The 18,139-nt window shown below is 49.6% G+C and carries 16 protein-coding genes; 3 read left to right on the top strand and 13 right to left on the bottom strand.

Annotation, left to right across the window (positions count from 1 at the left end):
* Nucleotides 1-37: 37 nt before the first annotated feature.
* The 9 genes from OO017_RS08645 to dnaK form a co-directional block, all read right to left on the bottom strand.
* Nucleotides 38-1,105: a glycosyltransferase gene (locus tag OO017_RS08645; protein WP_266052078.1), complete on the bottom strand. Its 1,068-nt coding sequence runs from the start codon at nucleotides 1,103-1,105 to the stop codon at nucleotides 38-40.
* Nucleotides 1,106-1,384: 279 nt separating this feature from the next.
* Complete coding sequence (locus tag OO017_RS08640; RefSeq protein WP_266052077.1) at nucleotides 1,385-2,374, bottom strand: glycosyltransferase family 2 protein; 990 nt, start codon at nucleotides 2,372-2,374, stop codon at nucleotides 1,385-1,387.
* Nucleotides 2,371-3,312: a glycosyltransferase family 2 protein gene (locus tag OO017_RS08635; protein WP_266052076.1), complete on the bottom strand. Its 942-nt coding sequence runs from the start codon at nucleotides 3,310-3,312 to the stop codon at nucleotides 2,371-2,373. Before OO017_RS08635 ends, OO017_RS08640 begins: the two co-directional genes overlap by 4 nt.
* A gap of 3 nt (nucleotides 3,313-3,315) precedes the next feature.
* The gene (locus OO017_RS08630; protein ID WP_266052075.1) at nucleotides 3,316-4,335 is read right to left on the bottom strand and encodes a polysaccharide deacetylase family protein; all 1,020 of its coding nucleotides are present in this window, start codon (nucleotides 4,333-4,335) and stop codon (nucleotides 3,316-3,318) included.
* A gap of 2 nt (nucleotides 4,336-4,337) precedes the next feature.
* Entirely contained in the window at nucleotides 4,338-5,075 is a 738-nt protein-coding gene (locus OO017_RS08625; protein WP_266052074.1) for a methyltransferase domain-containing protein, read from the bottom strand.
* On the bottom strand, nucleotides 5,072-5,959 hold the full coding sequence (locus OO017_RS08620) for a glycosyltransferase family 2 protein (protein ID WP_266052073.1): 888 nt from the start codon (nucleotides 5,957-5,959) through the stop codon (nucleotides 5,072-5,074). The genes OO017_RS08625 and OO017_RS08620 overlap by 4 nt, the downstream gene beginning before the upstream one ends.
* Nucleotides 5,960-6,016: 57 nt before the next feature.
* Entirely contained in the window at nucleotides 6,017-7,297 is a 1,281-nt protein-coding gene (locus OO017_RS08615) for an ABC transporter ATP-binding protein (RefSeq protein ID WP_266052072.1), read from the bottom strand.
* A gap of 12 nt (nucleotides 7,298-7,309) precedes the next feature.
* Nucleotides 7,310-8,164 carry an ABC transporter permease gene (locus OO017_RS08610; RefSeq protein WP_266052071.1) on the bottom strand — a complete coding sequence of 285 codons (855 nt, stop codon included), beginning with the start codon at nucleotides 8,162-8,164 and terminating at the stop codon, nucleotides 7,310-7,312.
* Between the two features lie 287 nt (nucleotides 8,165-8,451).
* Complete coding sequence (gene dnaK / locus OO017_RS08605; RefSeq protein ID WP_266052070.1) at nucleotides 8,452-10,380, bottom strand: molecular chaperone DnaK; 1,929 nt, start codon at nucleotides 10,378-10,380, stop codon at nucleotides 8,452-8,454.
* 402 nt (nucleotides 10,381-10,782) lie between these two features.
* On the opposite strand from dnaK, the gene OO017_RS08600 reads away from it, so the two are divergent.
* The gene (locus OO017_RS08600) at nucleotides 10,783-11,706 is read left to right on the top strand and encodes a mechanosensitive ion channel family protein (protein ID WP_266052069.1); all 924 of its coding nucleotides are present in this window, start codon (nucleotides 10,783-10,785) and stop codon (nucleotides 11,704-11,706) included.
* Between the two features lie 25 nt (nucleotides 11,707-11,731).
* Here OO017_RS08600 and OO017_RS08595 read toward each other — a convergent pair whose 3' ends face one another.
* The 4 genes from OO017_RS08595 to OO017_RS08580 form a co-directional block, all read right to left on the bottom strand.
* Complete coding sequence (locus OO017_RS08595) at nucleotides 11,732-12,325, bottom strand: hypothetical protein (protein ID WP_266052068.1); 594 nt, start codon at nucleotides 12,323-12,325, stop codon at nucleotides 11,732-11,734.
* 56 nt (nucleotides 12,326-12,381) lie between these two features.
* A complete protein-coding gene (locus tag OO017_RS08590; RefSeq protein ID WP_266052067.1) occupies nucleotides 12,382-12,897 on the bottom strand; it encodes a hypothetical protein in 516 nt (171 codons plus the stop codon).
* A 160-nt stretch (nucleotides 12,898-13,057) separates the two neighbouring features.
* Nucleotides 13,058-14,422, bottom strand: coding sequence for a dihydrolipoamide acetyltransferase family protein (locus OO017_RS08585; protein ID WP_266052066.1), 1,365 nt, complete (start codon nucleotides 14,420-14,422; stop codon nucleotides 13,058-13,060).
* Nucleotides 14,423-14,551: 129 nt separating this feature from the next.
* Complete coding sequence (locus OO017_RS08580) at nucleotides 14,552-15,811, bottom strand: competence/damage-inducible protein A (RefSeq protein WP_266052065.1); 1,260 nt, start codon at nucleotides 15,809-15,811, stop codon at nucleotides 14,552-14,554.
* Between the two features lie 147 nt (nucleotides 15,812-15,958).
* On the opposite strand from OO017_RS08580, the gene OO017_RS08575 reads away from it, so the two are divergent.
* Entirely contained in the window at nucleotides 15,959-16,690 is a 732-nt protein-coding gene (locus OO017_RS08575) for a DUF4197 domain-containing protein (protein WP_266052064.1), read from the top strand.
* A 143-nt stretch (nucleotides 16,691-16,833) separates the two neighbouring features.
* Nucleotides 16,834-18,114, top strand: coding sequence for an erythromycin esterase family protein (locus OO017_RS08570; protein WP_266052063.1), 1,281 nt, complete (start codon nucleotides 16,834-16,836; stop codon nucleotides 18,112-18,114).
* The last annotated feature ends 25 nt before the right edge of the window (nucleotides 18,115-18,139 follow it).

The raw sequence follows: 18,139 nt of genomic DNA, 5'->3' as shown, positions 1-18,139 counted from the left end.
TTGCCATGGCTTATCTTTTAATCAGTGTAATATGAGGTTAGGATACACCTAATTTTAGCTTCTTTTTCTGGTGTTGGGGGGATCTCTCTGTTTGAGCCGGGAGCTCCTTTTGTTGAAATCGTAAAATTTCCAGAAAGTTTCTCAACATGTTAAAGCACCTCCTGTAGCTAAGTAGCCTTGCCTCCGATGCCATTAGTTTCAGCCTGTTAACCTTGTCTGCTTCTGAGCCTTTTCGTAAAAGGAGCAGGTTGAGATAGAGTGGCATAATTTGCCTTAGCGTGAAAAGAAACAGCCGCATGAGTCTTAAGCTAAACGATAATGTGTTTCTGCTGCCAAAGTTTATTAGTATGCTGTAGGGTATCAATACATCGAAACACTGGGCTCTTTCTTTAAAGAAACGGGTATAATAGCTCCATGTGATTCTTGCTTTTGGCATAAAGTGCTTAAATCTTAGCCTGTCATCATACCAAATATCGAAATTTGCTAGTGCAATCGCGTAACAAAGTTCTGAATCGCCACCAGAGCTTAAGCTGTTAGCGTTTCGATCCGTTAAAAAGGGTTTATAACCTGCCTTAAACAACCTCAAGAAGGCAGACCTTCTTAAAATTGAACCAGCTCCGTAAACTATATTGCGCTTTACTTTACCGGATCTAGTTTCCTGTGGTCCGTTGCCAAACATTGGAAGTGTTTGTGCCCAACTGGGGGGAGGAACTTCGTACACAAGTTCTCCATGCCCGCCCAATACGCCGATGTTTGGGTGCTGAAGCATGAGATGGTAAGCAGTATCTACATATTCTGTGTTTAACCAATTATCATCATCGCAAAACAATACGTACTCATAGTTTGCCTCTTCTATAGCCATCTCTCGTGCAAATGTGAGTCCCTGTCTGGGTTGGTACAGCACTGAGAACGGAACAGTGTTACGATACTTGTGCCACTCCTGCCTCGCAATCTGTGAAGTATCATCCGTTGAAGCATTATCTATCACAATGACCTCCCAGGGTATATTAGATTCTACCCGCTGCTGCGTAATATGCCGAATCGTTTCGGGTAAGAGCGCAGCTCCATTAAAAGTACATATGACCACTGTTACACCTGGCTTCATGCTGTATTCTAAATTAGTAAGGTTATTCTGCCAGAAGAAGGACTAGCTTTTCTGAATAGTCTGTTTTCAGTTTAAGTATGGTTTCAGGTTTACGGCGGAGAATTTGTGCGGCGGTTGACTTCGCGTGAACCTGTAGGCGCTGTTTTTAAAATTTAGATATAGGTTACCATCCTACACTAAATTACTAAATCATGTTTCCATCAGCCTGTTTCCAGTGGAAGTCAGTAATGGTTTTGTGTTATACGATTGTTCTTGTAAAAAATACAAAAAAATAATTATTTAGTTACGGATTTTAAGTGTGTATACTAGGCGGCCAGCTGTAACATATATTAGCAGAAAAATCGCTTTGTGTAGAGGGAGCTTCTTCAGAAAATAGCTTAAGGTCTTTTTCCATTTTAGTTTTGCCGCATGTATAATCGCACTTCTATCCCTGTTCACATTTTCCTTGGCAATTATATGATTTGTGAGTAGCTGCAACTTAGCCATACAGTCGGCAATGCTCCTAACGTTCTGCTCTGCTAAAAGTGGGGCATAGTTAAAGCGAAAGCATTCTAGGTAGCTATCGGGCAAAGTATAGTCATCGCCTGCAAAATATCGGAGATTATTCAGTATCTGCGTTAACTCTGTTTGGTTGTATTCCTCTTTCTTTACCTGGTTAGAGGTGCTTTTGCTAGAAAGCCGGTAGTCAAGCAGAACCTCGGGCAGCACGTGTAACTTGTTCTTTCTGGAGAGGCGGCACCACAACTCATAGTCTTCTGCGTAAGGCAGTATATACATCCCTGCCTCCATCACAGTCTCTTTTCGGAACATTACAGTAGGATGGTAAATGGAGCAGAAAAAAGTAAGGTTATAGTAGGTACACTCCCCAGGCAGATCATCTTTCCAAAGGAATCTGCCAGCTTCAGAAATAGTGGCTGTACGAGCACCTACCAGTGAGCAGTCCGGGTACTGCTGCAGGTACGTGTATTGCCTTAGTAGGCGATTTGGGTAGCTGATGTCATCGGCATCCATCCGGGCTATATAAGAGGCAGAAGCTAAGTATATACCTTTGTTCAGGGTTGCTGCAATACCCATGTTCTGCTGATTCTGCACAAATCGGATGCGACTGTCTGTATAGGAATGTATGATCTCAGCGCTTTTATCTGTAGACCCGTCGTCAACAATGAGAAACTCAAAATCTGAGAGGCTCTGGCACAAGATGCTTTCTATAGCTTCTGCTATATATTTTTCAGCATTATAAACCGGCATTAAAACAGTAACCTTGCTCATACCCATACTGCTTTTTTTACAAATTGCTTTACACTTGCAGGAACTACACTGCGCATCATCCGCTTGGCTTTTTGGGGAACTGCCCTGGTCATAAAATAAAGAAGCGGGAAACGGTAAGGCATAAGTGCTGCACCAAGTAACTTCTCCACCTGTGTGTACTTTACTTTTTGAGACTGCAGGTGTGTCTCCAGCCACTCCAGAAAAGCTTTGCGTTCGCTGTGGTAGTTACCAGTTTGGTGAGAAGTATGCACCAGTGACTCTGGGCGCTGACGGTAGCGGTTATTAGCTGTGGAGGAGATGTAGATGGGATCGTTCAAGTACAGTTTTATTAGCAGTGCCTGATCGTCGTACATGCCTTTGAAAGAGTCATCAAAGCCTCCGTGCCTTAAAACAGCCTCCCTTTTAACCAACATACCGCATATACAAGGGGCCGCACCTCTACCTAGAGGGTATAGGTCAAGCAGGAGCTGGGGCGGTGTAAATAGCTTGTTTTGTTGTGTACCTACCTGTGTGAGCACATTTTGTTTACCAACCCTAGTCCAATTGTGCCAATACTCTGTGGCCTCGCATACCATGGTTGCATGATGCGCTTGCAGTACCTTTAGCTGATGCTTTAGATAAACAGGTAGCCAGACATCATCCGCGTCCAGAAAGGCTATATATTCCCCGGTGGCCCGCTCTATGGCTACGTTTCGGCTGTAGCTTGCTCCCTTATTTTGATGCCCTTCATGATCGGTATAGAAGATTTTAGAAGGATATCTTTTTGCGTAAAGCTTCGCAATGCTGGTACTGTTGTCTGTTGAGCCATCATCAATCAGCAGGAGTTCCCAGTTATCATGCTCCTGCTGTAACACGCTAAGAATAGTTTCCTCGATGTAGTTCTCCACATTGAGGAAACAGGTAACAATGGAAATTTTGGGGGCAGGGCTGATACGCATGAGTCACTTAGCTATATTAAACCAGTAGTTTAGTTTTTTACTGAATTCTTTGGCAGCCCAATTCTGAACCTGAAACCGACCGAGCCTGTACCGGTGACTATTCTTTCGTATAAGTTTGGCCTCCGTCGTAAAGGCTGCCTCAAGGCTCAGGCTTTCGGCTATAGCTACTGAGTCTTCATTGTGGTCACCGTAGGGGTAAGCCAGAATAGTTACCCTTGTGTTTAGTGTCTGCTCCAGAAACTGCTTATTCCCTTCCATCTCCTTTTGCTGCACATAGGCGGTATGGCTGGCTAGGGCAGGATGAGTAGAAGTATGTATGCCTACACTCAAGAGTCCGGAGCTTGTCATGTCCTTCAACTGGTCAAGCGTCATGCATTTGTACTCTGTGCGTACGTCAGGCCTTACACCCGCCCACTCTTTTAGCTGCTGAAGCAGGTGCTGTTGCTGCAGGTACAGCAGGGGCTTGAGCAAAGTGTACAGCTTCAGGTATAAACTGCTTCTCAGGCTTACTGGTGGTGTAGAGGCTTTCCAGTGGCTGTGGCGCTGCTGTAGCTCAGGGTTTAGTACGGATTCCTGCTCCAGGTTAAACTCCAGTTGGTGCCCGGCAACCTGCAGGGCAAGCTGTTGCGGGAGCTGCTCTGTGAACAACAGCAGGCGCTCCAGTTCATCCCACCAGAACTCCTTTACTTGGTTTATATGTGCCGAAGAGATAAAGAAGGTAGCTGGCAGCTCATACTTCTCCAGCAGGGGTTTGGCAATCTGGTAATTATCGGCATACCCATCGTCGAAAGTAATGGCCACGCCTTGATTCGGAACAGAGCCGTTACGGAGCGAGGCTGTAAGCTGCTGCAGGGGTATAACGCTGTAATGCTTCCGGAGCACCTGCAGGTGCTGCTCAAACCTATCCGGGGCTACGGCAATATCCCATACATCCGATGCCGGCGTAGCCACACGGTGGTACATGAGCACCATGGCCCTGTGCGCAAATAAGTTACGAAGACGGTAAAGGATGCGGCTTTTCAAGTTCAATGGTGTTTAACAGCTTTAACCGTGATTATTACCTGGTAATGCGGGTCCTGGAAGTCAAGCTGCGGCTTGGGTACCTCACCAAGGCCCATGCCATACAGAAACGCTGTGGCGGTATACACGTTCCCGAAGGTGCGCACCTCTACCTCTGCATCCAGAAAATTTTCTGTAAATAGCCGAGACAAAGATTTATCTGTAAACGACCAATACCATGTGTCTTTCCATATACCCTGGTCTATAGGCGTGATACCCGGTGAGGTAAGTAAAAGCGTACCCCCAGGTTTTAAAATGCGGTGGCAGGTTTGTAAGGCACCTTTAAAGTCATAGATCAGGTGCAGTGTCTGCGTCAGAACGATGCAGTCAAAGTGGTTGCTAGGGATGTGTGGCGCATGGCTCAGGTCACCAACATAGGTAGCTTTGGGGTTGCTATCGTCTATATGCAGTATATCACTTTTGGATACCTTGCTGCCGCCATATTGCATGGTGTACTCATTGTCGCCTATTTCCAATGTATTGCCTTTTATGTGCGGAGCCTCTTTCTGCAGGAAGTTCTCGATGTAGTAGCGGTCCACAGGGCCACCACGGTCATACCCAAAGCGTTTGCTGAAAGGGGTCTGCCGCAAAAAATCCCCGACATCAACCTTGCCAACAGGAGGAACAAACCGCTTGTAAAGACCGCTCTTGTGTAGCCAGCGCAGGCCAACGGAGGGAGTATGTTGCTTAATGAATGATTTCATAATGATAACAATTGAGCAATTACGTATTTTACATATAGCTGAGGCCTGTGTCTGAGCAGCATGTACAAATCTTGTCTGGTTGTGGGCAACTGCTTGCGCCGTAGTTTTTTATATATCTTTTTGCAGTAATAATCTGTCCAGGATTTAAAGCCTATTGGGTAAGCCTGTTTCTCTGTTTCGGTGGCAAGGTTTTGTTTATGCCGGCTTAGCACCTCCAGCGCACTTTTCAGCATGCCAGGTATGTTAGTAGACATGTTGTAGCTGTGGATGCGGTAGGCTGCTATTTTATCAATGTGGTGATAGACCGGATACTTTCTGGTAACCTTCAGGTACAGGTCATAGTCTTCACATGACTTTAGGGTAGTATCAAACAGAAACTCCTGAAATACTTCCCTTCTGAAAAGAACAGTGGCTATCATGCAGATGTAGTTGCCCTGAAGCAGACGGCAGTAATAGTCTGAATTTACCACATTGCCGCCCCCTACTACCTCATTCTCATTGATGTACACATAGTTGTAGAATCCCGAGACAAAGGCCAGCTCTTTGTTTTGCTGCAGGTGCTTTATATTTGTTTCAATACCTTTAGGGTACAACCAGTCATCAGCATCCAGAAAAAGCAGGTAATCGCCGGTGCTGTGTTTTATACCTGTGTTTCTGGCGGCAGAAAGGCCCTGGTTCTGCTGCCATACATATCTGACTTGCAGGTAGCGTGCAGCCACGGCCTTGGTTTCATCTGTAGAGCCATCATCTACCACAACAATTTCTGTGTTGGCATGGGTTTGCCGCAGTACACTTTCTATTGCTTTCGGCAGAAAGTGCGCGTGGTTATAGCAAGGTATAATCACCGTAACCAAAGGCTCTTCTTGTTGTAAAACAGATGTCATATAAACTGATACGCTTGCTGTTTCTCTTGCTTAATGTTACTTCTGCGGCTCGCTATACTACTCCTGCAGTGCCATTTTAGACTGCTTTAGAGCAAAGGGTAACTTTGGTCTAACAGCGCCGCTCCACTTGCCATACCACTGTATGTTTTCCCGGTAGTCTTCCAGTTCAAATGAGAGGCACTCTTCATAATGGTATAAAACAACCGACGTATCTCTTAGTATAATGAGGGAGATGTAGTAGGAACCATCGTTCAGGAAGTTGCCGGGTATGGTGCATTCTCCTTCTACTATACCCTTATCGCAGGTGGTAGCCGGGGCCGGTACATCAAAAATGCAGTCGCCACCATAGGTAAACAGGTGCAGGCCTGCGCTTAAAAGTACATCGTCTGACATGTTCCAGAACTGGAACCGTACCGTTAATGCCGCTCTTATGTCCAGTGGCTCATCGGGGTTTGCTGTTTGTGGAATGAGTTCTACTGACTTTAACCGCACCAAATCATTTCCAGGAGCCTCGTCAGGAGTAGCCCACTGCTGCTTTAGCTTTAACTGCTGCACGCCCGATAAATAGCTGTTCACGACATGGGAAACAGGGCCCGATGCCATCATCTTGCCCTGGTTTAGCCAAAGCGCCTTGTCGCACAGGTTTTTTACAGCCTGCATGCTGTGGCTTACAAAGAGAATCGTGCGACCGTCTGCCCTTGATACTTCACGCATCTTACCAAGGCACTTCTTTTGGAAGTCGGCGTCCCCTACGGCCAGAACTTCGTCAACTATCAATATGTCAGGCTCCAAATGGGCAGCCACGGCAAAGGCCAAACGCACATACATGCCAGAAGAGTAGCGCTTTACAGGTGTGTCTATAAACTTTTCTACACCCGAGAAGGCCACAATCTCATCAAACTTTTTCTGTATCTCGTTTTTGCTCATACCCAAGATGTAGCCGCTAATGTAAATGTTCTCTCTGCCTGAAAGTTCCTGGTGAAAACCGGTGCCAACTTCAAGCAGGCTACTGACTTTACCTTTTCCTCGTACCAGGCCATTGGTTGGGCGTACAATCCGGGAGATGATTTTGAGCAAAGTTGATTTTCCGGAGCCGTTGCTGCCAATAATGCCAAGGGCTTCGCCTTGCTTTACTTGAAAGCTTATATTCTGAAGCGCCCACAGAAATTGCCTTTGTGCCGCAGCGTTGGTGTCCTTGCCACTAAAGAAAAGGTCGTTCTTTTTTAGAACTGATGTTGTCCACCACCGTTGCAGATCCTGACGCAGTGAACCCGTACCGATGCTGCCCAGGCGGTAGATTTTGCTAAGCTCTTCTACTTCTATTACTACATCAGACATAATTCTCGTGATTTATACTACATCTATCAATTTATCTCCTTGCTTATTAAAAGTAAGCAAGGCAGCCAGCGCAACGATTATAGCAAACAGAAGGCTATAAATAAGGTTAGCAGGTGTAACGACACCTTCGCCCAACAAGCCTAGCCTGAATAACTCAAACAGCGGGGTGAGGGGGTTTAAGGTCACAATCCAATGCAAGTTATCAGGTACAGAGGCTAACGGATATATAACCGGTGTCAGGAACATGAATAAGCGTATGCCTAAGTTGATCAGGCTAACCATATCACGGTATTTAGCCGTGAGCACGGAAAAGAGCAGCCCCAGGCTAAACCCAATGACACCTACCAATACAATAGCGATAGGAAAACCTACCACCCAGAGACTGAAAGAGGGGCGGTAACCCTGAAAAATTCCATAATAGCCGATGAGAAGGAGCAGTAGGGCAAATTGAATGAGAAACTGCAAAAAGTGTGAAGAGGTGACAGCGGCAGGCATGACAATACGCGGAAAGTAGACTTTGCTGAAAAGGCGCGCGTTCTCGCGAAACGTATTAGAGGTACCTGTAAAACTGTCGCTAAAGAGGTTCCAGAGCACTATACCTGAGAAGTAGAAAAGTACTTTAGGAGTTTCTCCTGTCGAGATACCCACTAATTTACCGAATACTAACACATAGGTAATTAGGGTAAGAATGGGCAGTAAAAGTATCCAGAGAGGGCCAAGTATGGTCTGTTGATACTTTAGGAGGAAATCCCTTCTGACAAGGCTGCTCAGTAGGTATCGGTAAGACCAAAGTTCAGGCAGGCTCCAGTCCCAATAACTTGTTTTGGCGCTTATTTCCCAGTCCCACACTTTTTTACCTGCTGCCATAGTGCCTTTATCAAAGGTGAAGAATAAAGTGATATTGAAAATTACGGTCGCGGAAGCTCCTGTAGACTCAAGAGCGAGTAATGTTTAATTGTTACGTGAAAAAGAAAATTTTGGATTATTTAATTGATAGTATTCTTGTCTATTTTATTGCAGTTATACCTAACTGCTCCTGTAAATTTTATGTGCAGAATTTATGTAGCCCTTGAGTGACATAAGACCTTCTAAAACATAAAAATCCCCTGCCGGAACCCGGCAGGGGATTTTTATATAGTTTGAGTTTTAGATGCTTACTTGTTGCCGTCTACCTCTTCGTAGTCCACATCGGTAACGCCGCCGTCGTTGGCTGCGCCTTGCGGTCCGCCCGCCTGGCCGTTGCCACCACCTTCAGCGCCTGGGGCGCCCTGGCCTTGCGTAGCAGCGTACATCTCCTGAGAGGCGGCGCTCCACGCGTTGTTCAGATTTTCGGTGGCAGTGTCGATGCCTGCGATGTCCTTAGACTCGTGGGCTTTCTTTAGTTCTGCCAGTGCGTTCTCAATGTTAGACTTGTTGCCTGCAGAAAGCTTGTCGCCATACTCCTTCAGCTGCTTCTCAGTCTGGAAGATCATAGAGTCGGCTGTATTCAGCTTCTCGATCTCTTCCTTGGCCTTCTTGTCAGCTTCGGCGTTGGCCTCTGCCTCCTTGCGCATTTTCTCGATCTCCTGCTCGCTCAGACCGGAAGAAGCCTCAATACGGATCTTCTGCTCTTTGCCAGTAGCCTTATCCTTAGCTGTTACGTGCAGGATACCGTTGGCGTCGATATCGAAGATCACCTCGATCTGCGGCACACCACGCGGTGCTGGCGGAATGTCAGACAGGTGGAAGCGGCCGATGGTACGGTTGTCCTTAGCCATTGGGCGCTCACCCTGCAACACGTGGATCTCCACAGAAGGCTGGTTATCCGAAGCGGTTGAGAAAGTCTCAGACTTCTTCGTAGGGATAGTTGTGTTCGACTCGATCAGTTTGGTGAACACGCCACCCATCGTCTCGATACCCAGTGAAAGTGGGGTTACGTCCAGCAGAAGCACGTCTTTTACTTCACCTGTTAGTACACCACCCTGGATAGCGGCACCGATGGCAACTACCTCATCCGGGTTCACGCCTTTAGAAGGCTTCTTGCCGAAGAACTTTTCTACTTCTTCCTGCACTTTCGGGATACGGGTTGAACCACCCACCAGGATCACCTCGTCGATGTCTGAAGTAGAAAGGCCTGCATCCTGAAGCGCTTTCTTGCATGGCTCCATAGAGCGGCGGATCAGGTCGTCAGACAGCTGCTCGAACTTAGCGCGCGTCAGTTTGCGCACCAGGTGCTTCGGCACACCGTCTACCGGCATAATGTATGGCAGGTTGATCTCTGTCTCCTGAGAAGAAGAAAGCTCAATTTTCGCTTTCTCAGCGGCTTCCTTCAGACGCTGCAAGGCCATTGGGTCCTTACGCAGGTCCAGGCCTTCGTCTTTCTTAAACTCCTCGGCCAGCCAGTTAATGATCACGGCGTCAAAGTCGTCACCACCCAGGTGCGTGTCACCGTTTGTAGAAAGCACCTCGAATACACCGTCACCCAATTCAAGGATCGAGATATCGAATGTACCACCACCCAGGTCGAACACGGCGATTTTCTGGTCTACGCTTTTCTTATCCAAACCGTAGGCAAGTGCGGCTGCTGTTGGCTCGTTGATGATACGTTTTACCTCCAGGCCTGCAATCTGGCCAGCCTCCTTAGTAGCCTGGCGCTGTGCATCGTTAAAGTAAGCCGGTACGGTAATTACTGCCTCGGTTACAGTTGTGCCCAGGTACTCTTCTGCAGTAGCCTTCATTTTCTGAAGGATCATAGCGGAGATCTCCTGTGGCGTGTACTGTCTGTCGCCGATCTCTACGCGCACCGTGTTGTTGCCACCCTGCACAACTTTGTAAGAAACCTGCTTCGCCTCCTCGCTCACCTCGTTGTAGCTGTGGCCCATGAAACGCTTGATTGAAGCGATTGTGTTCTGAGGGTTTGTAATTGCCTGGCGCTTGGCAGGGTCACCTACTTTACGCTCGCCGTTTCCATTGTCCAAAAATGCTACGATAGACGGAGTGGTGCGGCGTCCTTCGCTGTTAGGTATAACAACTGGCTCGTTACCTTCCATTACGGCAACGCAAGAGTTTGTAGTACCTAAGTCAATGCCTATTATTTTTCCCATTCTATAGTTTTATTTATAGTTGCTGATTCAATTTCTTTTTATGGTTACTTCTGTTTTAACAAGGTATGTGCCAACAGGGCCGTAGCCTATTTTTTATGTCATTCTGTCAGAACGTAGCCGTATAGCCATGCTTGTTGGCCGACTCGCCGGAGCAGACCTGTCGGCATTGCGACATAATTACTGAAGTATACTTTACCTCTGCTGTGCTCCATAGGTTTTGTACAGTAGTACAGATTGCGCCAGCTAAGTATGGTGCAGTAGTACGGCAATTCTGGCTCTCTTTCTTTAAGTATAGGTATGCTTGCAACTGCCTGAGAAACTGCTTTATACTTATTTCGTTCAAATCATCATGGTCTAAGAAACATCTACCTGCTTTGCTTCTCCCACAGTGGTTTGAAAAACATGCAAGACAAGACTACAGATAAAATTAATGAGTCAGCCTCTGGTTTAGCCAGCGTGGTGGAAATGTATTGGGAGAGGTTTCTTGTCATGCTGCCTAGTTTGCTGCTGGCCATCGCCATTCTGGTGCTTACGCTGTGGTTAGCTGGCAGGGCCAAATACCTGATTGGCAGGAAGCTGAGTGGTAAGTCTAAAGACGAGATTACGGTAAAGTATATTGCTCGTATCTCGAAGTGGGTATTGGTATTGATCGGTTTTCTGCTGATGCTGCAGACCTTAGGCCTGAGTGGCATGGCGGGAGGTATTCTGGCTAGTGCGGGGGTGTCGGTGGTGGTGCTGGGCTTTGCTTTCCGGGATATTGCCGAGAACTTTCTGGCCGGGCTTATACTTGCCTTCAACCGCCCTTTCGAGGAAGGCGACTTTATAGAGGTGAACGAGCTGATGGGCAAAGTGATTACCCTCAACATCAGAACAACGCACCTGTTCACGTTCGACAGCCGGGATATTTACGTGCCGAACGGCAAGATACTCACCTCCGCCGTCATCAACTTTACCCACAACGGCTTCGTGCGCCTAAACTTTTTGGTTCACATCGATTATCACAATAACATACAGGAGGCCATTCTACTGATAGAGAAAACTGTGACGGGGGTGGAGGGCGTATTGCCAAAGTATGCCCCTTTCGCCGCGGTGGAGGAACTTGGTGCCAGTGCCGTTAGCCTGAAGGTATTCTTTTGGGCAGAAAGTGCAGACTTTGATCGGGTGGTCCATCAGCTGAGGGGAAACGTGATGCAGGCAGTAACCCGGGCGCTGCTGGAAAATGGCTTCACCATACCTGCCAACATACAGGAGCTAAAGCTGTACGACTTTCAGAAAGACTTTCCCGTTCGGATCGTGGGGTCTTCCACATCTTCAGAAAAACTTTAACGTGGCGTTTAAGTACTGCGGGTTGCTACTCCTGAAAGCCAGCGATTAGTTGCTGCACCTCTTTCCTATACTTCGGCAGGATATCGCTCAGGCCGTCTTTGGCCGAAGTATAACTTATCTCTACCTGCTTCTCGCCGAGGTGATATGCTAAAAGGCCTTGTTCTTCCTCTGTTAGATAGTACAACTTGTTAGGCTCAGAGGCTGTGGATATATAGTAAGTCCGGAAACTAAAGCTGTTGCGGATGCGGTGCTGTGTGGGGGCGCGGTTCTCAAGGTAGCGCTGCGTCACCACCGTGTCCAGGTCTATGTTGCTCTGTATTTGCACGATGCTGCGGATCTCGCCTTCATCAAACTTCCAGCGGTGCACCTGGTGCGGGCCCTGCTGCTGCTGAATATAGGTAGCGTTGCTTAGGTCGAGGTTGGCTACCAGGGAGAACAGCTGTAGGTCTTCGGCCATACTTTGCACGGTAGGGCTTAGGTTGCTGTTGTCGCTGATGAAGTAGCTGTTGCTTTGCTGCAGCCGGTTCAGATCCTTCTGCAGGTCTTGCTGCAGGCGCAGTTGGGAGGAGTCTGTCAGGAGGAAGGAAAAGGGCAGAAGTATACTTAATAGGAATGTCATCGGTTAGCTGTTTTTTTTTACTTTATACTTCTCCTTCTCAAATCTTGTGCTGGGAATTATAGTTTGGAACTATCCAGTACCGTCCAGCTAATCTTCCCGTCCTTCACCTCATACTTCAGCAGCATGTAGCCGCCAATGTGGCCGTCCTCATAGTAGGCCAGGGCATAGCGGTCGTTCAGGATGCGGCTGTCGCGGATGGCCATGGTGCCGCCCAGCACGCCTTTAGTAGGTATCAGCTCGCTCTGCTTGCGGCTCAAATCGTTCATCAGTTCGGTTTCCGGGTTCTGTAGGCCCTTGCGCTTCAGGCGTTGCAAGTCGCTCTGGCTCAGGCTGCCGAGCTCATCCACGAAAGCGGCTCCGCCCGGAGGCACCAGGTTCATCGTGTCCGGCGGCAGCACCATCTCCTCCAACGAGTCAACGGCCTCGGTCTGCTCCTCCAGCTCCTCATCGATCTCGGCTACCTGGGTATCGGCAATGGCCAAACGGCTCTCGGCCTCGTTCTTTTGCCAGTAAAAGTATAGCGTCAGGAAAAGGAAAACGGCGGCCAGGATCCAGGGAAGTATGTTTCTCATGTTTTATAAAGTATGATGTATATGTACGGCTTAAAAGTATAGCAATTTGCTAATTTATACTTCGCCTTTCGCAAAAAGTGCCGGTTTTGAGAAAAAAATAAAGCCTGCCCCAGTAAGGGAGCAGGCTTTATACTTATAAAATAGCTTTTCTATGGTTATTTTAGATCGCCTGGTTCACGTCGAAGTTCTCCAGGTAATCTGCCACACGGCGCACGAACATGCCACCCAGCGAGCCATCCACCACGCGGTGGTCGTAGGAGTGCGACAGGTACATGAAGTGGCGGATACCGATCAGGTCGCCTTCCGGAGTCTCGATAACGGCTGGCTTTTTCTTGATAGCACCCACGGCCATGATCGCCACCTGTGGCTGCATGATAATCGGCGTGCCCATCACGTTGCCGAAAGAGCCCACGTTAGAAACAGTATAGGTGCCGCCTGCCAGGTCGTCCGGCGTCAGTTTGTTCATGCGGCCACGGTTGGCCAGGTCGTTCACCTTCTTCGTCAGCCCGTTAAGGTTCAACTGGTCGGCGTTCTTGATGTTCGGCACAATCAGGTTACCGCTTGGCAGGGCCACGGCCATACCTATGTTAATGTCTTTGTGGCGAATGATGGTGCTGCCGTCCACGGACACGTTGATCATCGGGAAGTCCTGGATGGCCTTGGCAATGGCCTGAATGAAGATAGGCGTGAAGGTCAGGTTCTCGCCCTCGCGCTTCTTGTACTCGTTCTTCCACTTGTTTCTCCAGTTCACGAGGTTGGTCACGTCGGCCTCCACGAACGAGGTTACGTGCGGAGAGATGCGCTTGCTGTCCACCATGCGGTCGGCGATCATCTTGCGCATGCGGTCCATCTCGATCAGCTCGGTGTTGCCGCCGTAAGAGGCCGCTGGTTTTACCTGAGGGGCAGCTGCCTGTGGCTGGGCAGCCGGTGCTGGTGCAGCGGCAGGTGCCTGTACGGGCTGTGCTTGCGGCTGAGCCTGAGAGGCAGCTTGCGCTGGAGCGGCACCACGGTTCTCCAGGTAATGCATGATGTCTTTCTTGGAAACGCGGCCCTCGCTGCCGGTGCCTGGCACATACTCAAGCTCCTCCATAGAGATGCCTTCCTCGCGGGCGATGTTGAGCACAAGCGGAGAGTAGAAACGGCCGGTGGCAGGCTTATCGAGCTTGCTTGCAGAAGTGGCAGTAGAAGCAGCAGGGGCGGCAGCCTCTTGCGGGGCAGTGGCCTGTGGAGCTGCGGCAGAAGTCTCAGTTGTGGCAGGTGCAGCAGGAGCTCCGGTATCTTCACCGTCGGTAGAGATGATGGCGATCGGGGCGCCCACGGCCACCACGTCACCTTCCTGTACCAGAATCTCCTTCAGTACGCCGCCTTGCAGGGCTGGTACCTCTGTGTCCACTTTATCTGTAGCTACTTCCAGCACCGACTCGTCCTGCTCAATCGTGTCGCCCACGTTCTTGAGCCATTTCAGAACGGTACCTTCCATGATACTCTCGCCCATCTTGGGCATAACCATTTCTACAAGTGCCATATGTGTCGTTATTCGTTGATCGTTTTTTAATTCAGGAAAAAGGATGAAGGACTGGAAACAGGCGAGTGAGTGCTAACCCCTTTCAAGGCCTTTTGTATAAAAAGTTGGGACAAAGTTAATTATTTTAGGCTATTCCTCAACCGTTGGCTCTAAACTTTGGCGCAGCAGGTTCAGCACAGCCATTGTGGAGTATTCTATATTAAGCAGCCTGTTTTTGTTAAAGTTAAGCAGCTTGGCCACGGTTTTATACTTGTCGGAGTAGGCGATCCAGATGGTACCCACTGGTTTTCCGGGCGTACCGCCGTCTGGCCCGGCAATTCCGCTGGTAGCCACCCCGATATCGGTGTCAAACTTCAGGCGCACGTTCTCGGCCATCGCGCGTACAGTAGCCTCGCTTACGGCACCATGCTGCTGCAGGGTTTCAGGTTTTATACTTAGCTCCTGCATCTTCACCTCATTATGATAGGCTATAATGCCACCGATAAAGTAGGCCGAGCTGCCCGCTATACTTGTAAGCTTGTGTGCCACGAAGCCGCCCGTGCAACTCTCGGCAGAGGCGATGGTGAGGCCGCGCTCCTTCAACTGCTGGCCGATGGCTTCCTCCAGGGGCACCTCGCCGTAGGCAAAAATATACTTGCCAATGATGCCCGGCAACTTGTCCACCTCCTGCTGCAGCTCCTGCTCCAGTTTTGCCTCGTTCATACTTTGGCCGGTTAGGCGGAGGCGCACGCCGCCCAGGTGCGGCAGGTAGGCCAGTTTGAGGTGCCCGGGCAGGCTGTCTTCCCAGGGCTCCAGGCGCTCGGCAAGTATAGACTCGGGCAGGCCCACGGTCTGGATCACTTTATGGATGATATGCGGCGTTTTGAAGTATGCCTTCAGTTGGGGCAGCACGGTGTCGGTCATCATGCGCTTCATCTCAAACGGCACCCCCGGCATCGACACGTATACTTTCCCGTCCTGCTCAAACCACATGCCCGGCGCCGTGCCTAGCACGTTGCGCACCGGCGTGCAGTTCTCCGGCAGAAAAGCCTGCTGGCGGTTCAGCTCCGTCAGCTCAATGCCCCGTGTCTTGAAAAGCGAGGCGATGTCGGCCAGCGACGGCTCGTGCAGTTTAAGCGAAGTATGAAAGTAGTCGGCCAGCACGTGCTTTGTCAGGTCATCCTTGGTGGGGCCCAGTCCACCGGTCATCAGGATAATGTCGGCGCGGGTTTTTGCATTATCCAGGGCCAGCACAATATGCTCGGCGCTGTCGGAGATGGAGGTAATTTGCTTTACCTTTACACCGATCCTGGTGAGTTCGGTGCCCATCCAGGCGGAGTTGGTGTCCACAATCTGGCCATACAGAATCTCATCGCCGATGGTGATTATCTCAGCAGTAACTGCTTTCATATATATTTGTGGTCTGATTTATGTTTAGGCTTCTTAAACCTTATAAAGGTAAAGATGTTGTGGCAGATTGCACAAATTGCGGCAGCCATACTTCTAAGAATCGGACTTTATACTTTTAAATCGAACGGAATCAATACAAAACCCTATATGAAGAAACTGATTTATACTTCTGCGCTGGTTGTGGCCCTTGGCGCTTCAGGCTGCACCGTAACCGATATACAGCGCACCATGGATGGTGTACTGGCCGGTACGGCAAACGCTCCGCTTACCCAAACCGAAGTAGCCGCCGGCCTGAAGCAGGCGCTGGAGGTGGGTATCGGAAACGGCGCAAGCAAAGCCTCCCAAACAGACGGGTATTTTGGAAACCCGCTTATCAAGATTCCTTTCCCGAAGGATGTACAGCGCGTGGAGAACACCCTGCGCCAGGTGGGTTTAGGCAGCGAGGTGGATAAATTTATACTTACCCTGAACCGTGGCGCCGAAGACGCAGCCAAAAGTGCCGTGCCGATCTTCGTGAGTGCCATTAAGCAGATGACGATACAGGATGCCTGGGGTATACTTCGCGGCGACAAGGATGCCGCCACCAGCTACCTGAAGCGCACCACCTCGCAGCAGCTCTACGAGGCGTTTAACCCAGTTATGGTGAAATCACTGGAAAAAACGAACGCCACCCGCTACTATGCCGACCTGGTTAACCAGTACAACAAGATTCCGCTGGTGCAGAAAGTAAACCCAGACCTGGACGATTACGCCACCCAGAAAGCCATAGACGGCCTGTTCTTACTTGTGGCAGATGAAGAGCTGAAGATACGTGAGAACCCCATCGCCCGTACCACCGAACTGCTGCGAAGGGTCTTTGCCCAACAGAACCAGTCGTAAGCTAGGTTACACGCTTCACTTAGCTTTGCACCCGCTTTACTCATAAGTAGAGCGGGTGTTTTATTTTCTGGAACATAAAGCGCTCAACGAAAGTACAATACAGCAAAATTTGATTTAGCCCACTTTATACTTTGACTACGGCTATGGGACAGAAACCTTTTCAATACACGGCACTTACGAAGGAGAAAGACCTGGATGTTTTACTGCAGGAGATAGGGGATGCCCGCGTGGTGATGTTGGGGGAAGCCTCACATGGTACCTCAGAGTACTATACCTGGCGCACGGCCATCTCCCGCAGGCTGATCCAGGAGAAGGGCTTCAACTTTATCGCCGTGGAAGGAGACTGGCCCGAGTGCTACGCCGTGAACCGCCTCATAAAAGGCTACCCCAACGCAGGGGGAAAGATAGCCGAAGTGCTGGAAGTATACCGCCGCTGGCCTACTTGGATGTGGGCCAACTGGGAGGTGGCGGCGCTGGTAGAGTTGCTGCGGGAGCACAACAACCAGCGTAACCAGGGGGAGAAGGTCGGGTTTTATGGGCTGGATGTGTACAGCCTCTGGGAGAGCCTGGAGCAGATCGTGCGCTACCTGGAGAGCAACGACGGGCAGGCCGCTGAGGCTGCTCGCCTCGCCATCAATTGCTTTGAGCCCTTTAACCGCGACCCCCAAACCTATGCCCGTGCCACCGCCTTTGTGCCCACAAACTGCGAGCACGAGGTGATCGAGATGCTGCAGAAGGTGCAGCAGCAACGCAGCTTCAGCAATGACCCCGAACAGGATTTTAATACGAAACAAAATGCCCTGGTGGCGGCCAACGCCGAAAAGTATTACCGCGCCATGATAAACGGCAGCAGCAACTCCTGGAATGTGCGCGACAGCCACATGATGGAGACGCTGGACCGTCTGCTGGAGTTACACGGCCCTGACTCCAAAGCTATTGTGTGGGAGCATAACACACACATCGGGGATGCCCGCTACACGGATATGGCTGACAATGGCATGCACAACATCGGCCAACTTGCCCGCGAGAAGTATGGGCGCAACAACGTGAGACTGGTGGGCTTCGGCACCTACCAGGGCACAGTAATAGCCGGGAAAGCCTGGGGGGCGCCTATGCAGAAAATGGACGTGCCACCCGCCACCAGCGGCAGTTGGGAGGAAATGCTCCACAACATCAGCACTGATGACAAAATTATACTTTCAAAAGACCTGAAGCACGTGCCGGAAGTGCAGGACTACATTGGCCACCGCGCCATCGGCGTAGTGTATGATCCTAAGTATGAAATGTTCGGCAATTACGTGCCCTCCATCATACCAGAGCGCTACGACGCCTTCATCTACTTCGACGAAACAGAGGGCGTGCACCCGCTCCGCATGAAGAGTCGCGGCGCAAAAGAGCCGGACCTCTACCCTTGGAATTATTAAACTGAAAAGGTTTTAAGGGAAAATC

It is taken from the genome of Pontibacter anaerobius, assembly GCF_026241195.1.
GTDB lineage: Bacteria > Bacteroidota > Bacteroidia > Cytophagales > Hymenobacteraceae > Pontibacter > Pontibacter anaerobius.
Note: the sequence above shows the minus strand (reverse complement) of the source record. Positions and strands in the feature narration are given on the sequence as shown.

Excerpts from the sequence above, each read along its gene's own strand:
- OO017_RS08590 (WP_266052067.1), bottom strand. The coding sequence starts at position 12,897 with ATGAGAAACATACTTCCCTGGATCCTGGCCGCCGTTTTCCTTTTCCTG.
- OO017_RS08570 (WP_266052063.1), top strand. The coding sequence starts at position 16,834 with ATGGGACAGAAACCTTTTCAATACACGGCACTTACGAAGGAGAAAGAC.
- dnaK (WP_266052070.1), bottom strand. The coding sequence starts at position 10,380 with ATGGGAAAAATAATAGGCATTGACTTAGGTACTACAAACTCTTGCGTT.
- OO017_RS08625 (WP_266052074.1), bottom strand. The coding sequence starts at position 5,075 with ATGAAATCATTCATTAAGCAACATACTCCCTCCGTTGGCCTGCGCTGG.
- OO017_RS08575 (WP_266052064.1), top strand. The coding sequence starts at position 15,959 with ATGAAGAAACTGATTTATACTTCTGCGCTGGTTGTGGCCCTTGGCGCT.
- OO017_RS08580 (WP_266052065.1), bottom strand. The coding sequence starts at position 15,811 with ATGAAAGCAGTTACTGCTGAGATAATCACCATCGGCGATGAGATTCTG.
- OO017_RS08600 (WP_266052069.1), top strand. The coding sequence starts at position 10,783 with ATGCAAGACAAGACTACAGATAAAATTAATGAGTCAGCCTCTGGTTTA.
- OO017_RS08645 (WP_266052078.1), bottom strand. The coding sequence starts at position 1,105 with ATGAAGCCAGGTGTAACAGTGGTCATATGTACTTTTAATGGAGCTGCG.
- OO017_RS08610 (WP_266052071.1), bottom strand. The coding sequence starts at position 8,164 with ATGGCAGCAGGTAAAAAAGTGTGGGACTGGGAAATAAGCGCCAAAACA.
- OO017_RS08585 (WP_266052066.1), bottom strand. The coding sequence starts at position 14,422 with ATGGCACTTGTAGAAATGGTTATGCCCAAGATGGGCGAGAGTATCATG.
- OO017_RS08640 (WP_266052077.1), bottom strand. The coding sequence starts at position 2,374 with ATGAGCAAGGTTACTGTTTTAATGCCGGTTTATAATGCTGAAAAATAT.
- OO017_RS08595 (WP_266052068.1), bottom strand. The coding sequence starts at position 12,325 with ATGACATTCCTATTAAGTATACTTCTGCCCTTTTCCTTCCTCCTGACA.
- OO017_RS08615 (WP_266052072.1), bottom strand. The coding sequence starts at position 7,297 with ATGTCTGATGTAGTAATAGAAGTAGAAGAGCTTAGCAAAATCTACCGC.
- OO017_RS08635 (WP_266052076.1), bottom strand. The coding sequence starts at position 3,312 with ATGCGTATCAGCCCTGCCCCCAAAATTTCCATTGTTACCTGTTTCCTC.
- OO017_RS08620 (WP_266052073.1), bottom strand. The coding sequence starts at position 5,959 with ATGACATCTGTTTTACAACAAGAAGAGCCTTTGGTTACGGTGATTATA.